This window comes from Dinghuibacter sp. (assembly GCF_035492835.1).
GTDB lineage: Bacteria > Bacteroidota > Bacteroidia > Chitinophagales > Chitinophagaceae > Dinghuibacter.
Genome location: NZ_DATJIY010000151.1, coordinates 1 through 4,189 on the forward strand (window position 1 = coordinate 1; position 4,189 = coordinate 4,189).

General features: G+C 59.1%; 3 protein-coding genes and 1 pseudogene. 1 reads left to right on the forward strand and 3 read right to left on the reverse strand.

Annotation, left to right across the window (positions count from 1 at the left end):
- Positions 1 to 335 precede the first annotated feature (335 nt).
- Positions 336 to 794, forward strand: coding sequence for a hypothetical protein (locus VL547_RS13790; protein WP_325578719.1), 459 nt, complete (start codon positions 336 to 338; stop codon positions 792 to 794).
- Here the strand turns inward: VL547_RS13790 and VL547_RS13795 are convergent.
- The 3 genes and pseudogenes from VL547_RS13795 to VL547_RS13805 form a co-directional block, all read right to left on the reverse strand.
- Entirely contained in the window at positions 791 to 2,443 is a 1,653-nt protein-coding gene (locus VL547_RS13795; protein ID WP_325578721.1) for an altronate dehydratase family protein, read from the reverse strand. The genes VL547_RS13790 and VL547_RS13795 overlap by 4 nt on opposite strands.
- Positions 2,443 to 3,903 carry a tagaturonate reductase gene (locus tag VL547_RS13800; RefSeq protein WP_325578723.1) on the reverse strand — a complete coding sequence of 487 codons (1,461 nt, stop codon included), beginning with the start codon at positions 3,901 to 3,903 and terminating at the stop codon, positions 2,443 to 2,445. Before VL547_RS13800 ends, VL547_RS13795 begins: the two co-directional genes overlap by 1 nt.
- Positions 3,900 to 4,189: pseudogene (locus VL547_RS13805) on the reverse strand (alcohol dehydrogenase); the annotation flags it as partial. The gene VL547_RS13800 and the pseudogene VL547_RS13805, both read right to left, overlap by 4 nt.

Here is a 4,189-nt window from a genome sequence, read left to right on the forward strand (position 1 = left end):
AAATCTTTCAGCAAGCCATCGTTATATAAGCAGTCGTTTTTGGTTAAATGCAAAGCCTGGCCATCCTCCTTTCCAGGAGGGGGCCTTTTTTTTTGCGCTTCGTCACAGGTTTTTGGCAGTTGGTCCCAACGATTTGCAGGGGCGGAATCCGTGAGCCAACTTTACAGTGTCAAACAACGAAAGTGTTCGCAAGTGAACGGAAAGGTGTTCGGTAGTGTACAGTTACGAAAACAAAATGGGTTGTTAATTTCGTTGTTTATCAATGAGTTGTCATCGGAAAAAAATATTGGCCGTCAATTGGCATATATCATATCAAACACACAAAAAGTATAGTCATGAAAAAGTTTCTCGCCATCGTTGCCTTCGCTGCTACCACTGCTCCTGCTTTCGCCGGGACCACCGCCGACCTGAACGCGGCCGACCTGAACGCCACTAATACAAAGGCGTTGGTCAAGTTCAATGACAGCTATAAGGGCGCCAGCGGTATCTGGAACAACGAAAAGTCCTATAACGAAGTGCTGTTCTTCTGGAACAACAAGCTCATGGATTCCTTCTACGACAATGAAGGCAACCTCATCGGCACCTTCCACGACATCGACGTAAAGGAGCTCCCCGACCACGCCGCGACAAAGATCGCCAACTGGTATAAGGAGTACACCGTCAAGGCCGCTTCCGTTATGGAACGCGACGACCAGGACCCGACCTACTACGTCACCGTACAAAGCGACAAGCACCTCCGCATCCTGCAGGTCAACGCCGACGGCGTGATCAGCGAATATAAGACGCTGCGCTAGAGCGATACGCCCCGCTTCCAAAGGATAAAGTCATCCTGTCCATGCCTCACCGCCGCCACGGTCGTCTCCCCGCTGGCTACGCTGATGACATAGTCGAGTATGCGCTCGCCCGCCTGGCGGATGGTTTCCTTGCCATCGATGATGGTACCGGTGTCGATGTCGATGATGTCCCGCATGCGTTCGAAGAGCGCGGTATTGCTGGACAGCTTGACCACCGGGACGATGGGGTTGCCGGTGGGGGTGCCCAGGCCGGTAGTGAACAGGACGATGTTGGCGCCGGCGCCGACCTCTGCGGTGGTGGATTCCACGTCGTTGCCGGGGGTACACAACAAGTTCAGGCCGGGCTGGGATACTTTCCCGGGATAGTCGATGACGTCGGTGACCGGGGAAGTGCCGCCTTTTTTGGCCGCGCCCGCGCTCTTGATGGCGTCGGTGATGAGTCCGTCGCGGATATTGCCGGGCGAAGGATTCATATCAAAACCAGAGCCCACCGCCTTGGCGCGGTCGTTATAGGCGCGCATCAACCCACCGAAACGACCGGCGAGGTCGGACGTGATGCAACGGTCGCTGAGGTTTTGCTCCACCCCGCAGAGCTCGGGGAACTCGGAAAGGATGACGCTCCCACCCAGGGAGACGAGCAGGTCGGACGTATAGCCGATCGCGGGGTTCGCCGAGATGCCGGAAAAACCATCGGAGCCGCCGCATTCCAACCCGATACACAATTTATCGAGCCCCGCGGGCTTGCGGGTGGCCTGGTTGGCCAGCATCAGCCCTGCAAACGTTTTGCGGATGGCTTCGCTGAGCAGGGTGCTTTCTTTACCGATCTTTTGCTGTTCCAGTATGAACAACGGCTTGTTGAAGCCGGGGGAACGTTTGGCTATTTCTTCCTCGAGTATACTGACTTGCGCGTTCTGGCAACCCAGGCTGAGGACCGTGGCGCCCGCCACGTTGGGATGGGTGATATAGCCGGCGAGGAGCCCGCACAGCGCGCGGGCGTCGTCGCGGGTGCCGCCGCAGCCGCCGTCGTGGACCAGGAACTTGATCCCGTCGACGTTCGGGAAGAGCCGGTGACCCGTAGTACCGCTGCCGTAGTCGGCCTTGAGGTCGGCGCCGAGGATGTCCTCCACTTCCTTCCCGGATTTGTACAGGTCGATCAGCTGGCGGGCCTGGTCCTGGTAGACCCGGTTGCGGCCATACCCCAGGTCGTCCACGAGGGCCTGCTGGAGGACTTGCAGGTTCCTGTTTTCACAGAAAACCATCGGGATCACCACCCAATAGTTGGCGGTGCCCACGCTGCCGTCGGTGCGGTGGTAGCCGTTGAAGGTGCGGCCCTCGAAACCGGACGTGTCGGGCCGGGCCCAATCGGTGTGACGGACGCCCACCTGGAAGTCGTCGGCGGCGTGGTGGACGTTTTGGGTGTTGATCCAGCCGCCCTTGGGGATGGGCTGGGTGGCCTTGCCTACGAGCACGCCGTACATATGGATGGGGTCCCCGGGTTCCAGGGCTACGGTCGAAAACTTGTGCTTGGCCGGCACGGCGACCGGCAGGGTGTATGTTTGGCCGTCGAGCTCGACGGTTTCACCGGCGGCCAGGTTGGTCAGGGCTACGCCGACGTTGTCGGCATGGTGTACTTTTAAAACGCGTTGCATTATAAACCTCCTTTTTCCTTTACAGTGATCAATGCTTTTTTAACGGCGCTCTCGAAACCGGGGAGCGCACTCAAATCCGTGTCCCAGAGCGACATGTCGCTGAGGATGGCGTGCACGGGGTCGTTGGAAGACCAGTGCTGCGCGTATTTCGCCGCGTTGTCGTCCTGGATGGGATAGTGCAGCCCGCGGCTCGAGCCGGAGTATTTACCGCCCTCTTCCTTAGTGGGTTTCATAAACTGGATGTGACCCGCAAAACCCTCGGTCATCGCGTCTGGCGGCGTGCCTTTGAGCACGTAGTGCTGGAGCAACACCGGAATTACCCGCAGCTTCATCTTAGAGGAATATTGAAGGGTGATGTTTATCCACCGGTGCTCCAGGTAAGGGTTGCGGAAGCGGTCGAGGACCTTGGTCCCGAATTCTTTGGCCGCGCCTTCGGGTAGCGCTATGGGGATGGCGTGGGCGATCTCGCCGAGAGCCAGGGTTTCGATAAAGTTCCCGAAGTCTTCGTCTTCCATCGCGTCGCGCACCGTGTCAAAACCGGACAGGAAGGCCAGCCCGCAGCTGAGGGTGTGGGTGCCGTTGAGCAGCCGGAGCTTGAGCTCCTTGAAGACCTCGATGCTCGGGGCGATCACCACGCCGGGGTCGGCTTGGGCAAAGGATAGGACCGGGCTTAACAGGTCCGGGTCGCCTTCGATGGCCCACAGCCGGTAAGACTCGCAGATCAACAGCAGGTCGTCCTCGTAGCCGAGGTAGGTTTGCAGTGCGCCCAGTGCGGGGCCGTCCGGTCTGCCCGGGACGATACGGTCAACCAGGGAGGAACAAAATTGGTTGTGCCGGTCGAGCCAGTCGAGGAAGCCCTGTTCGAGTTTGTTAAAACGGGCCAGGTCTGTTACGATCAGCTTGAGCTTTTTCCCGTTGTCGCTGATGAGCTCGGTGGGGATGATGACCAAACCCGCTCCTCCCGCCTGGTACCGGGCGTACAGGAAGGCCAGCAGCTTGCCCGGGAACGAAGCCGGGGGCGCGGTGTGTATGTCTTCCTCCACCAGCTGGATGCCGACCTCGGTGGTGTTGGAGATGACGATGCGGATGTCGGTTCCCCTGGCCAGGCCGAGGACCTCCGCCCACTGGTCCTTGGCGCTGAGGACGCGGCTGACGGCGGAGTTGATGATGTTTTCGGCGATCTTATGGCCGTGCTCGATACCACGCACGCACATCGTATACAGACCGTCCTGGCGGTCGAAAGCGTGGGCGTCGCCGCCGCTCGTGGACTTGACGATCACCACGCGGCCCTTGAAATGCCCTTGCCGGTTGGCCTTGTCGATAAAGTAGTCGGGCAGCCCCCTTAGGAGCACGCCGGTCCCGAACTGGAGGACGGTTTCGGGCAGCGTAAGGCAGGCCGCGTCCGGTTTTTGGACGCCCTCGTCGGGGATCTGGTCGAGTTCTGCGATGTTCAGCTTCATAATTCAATCATAGCTTTGATGACGCCGGCCGCGGGATCCATCCAGCCGGGAAAAGCGCGTCCTACTTCCGCGAAGGGGACGCGGTGCGTTATAAAGGTTACCGGGTCGACGGCGCCGGTTTGTAGCGCGTCCATCACGGTTTTGAAGTCTTCCTTGGTGGCATTGCGGCTGCTCATCAACGTCGTTTCGCGTTTGTGGAAGTCGGGATGGGGGAAGGAAAACGCTTCCTTTTGCAGGCCTATCAACACATACCGGCCGCCGTGGGCCAGGTAGTTGAGGCCGTCGT

What these genes read in the sequence shown, in the direction of transcription:
- VL547_RS13790 (WP_325578719.1), top strand. Translation starts at nt 336, where the DNA reads ATGAAAAAGTTTCTCGCCATCGTTGCCTTCGCTGCTACCACTGCTCCT.
- VL547_RS13795 (WP_325578721.1), bottom strand. Translation starts at nt 2,443, where the DNA reads ATGCAACGCGTTTTAAAAGTACACCATGCCGACAACGTCGGCGTAGCC.
- VL547_RS13800 (WP_325578723.1), bottom strand. Translation starts at nt 3,903, where the DNA reads ATGAAGCTGAACATCGCAGAACTCGACCAGATCCCCGACGAGGGCGTC.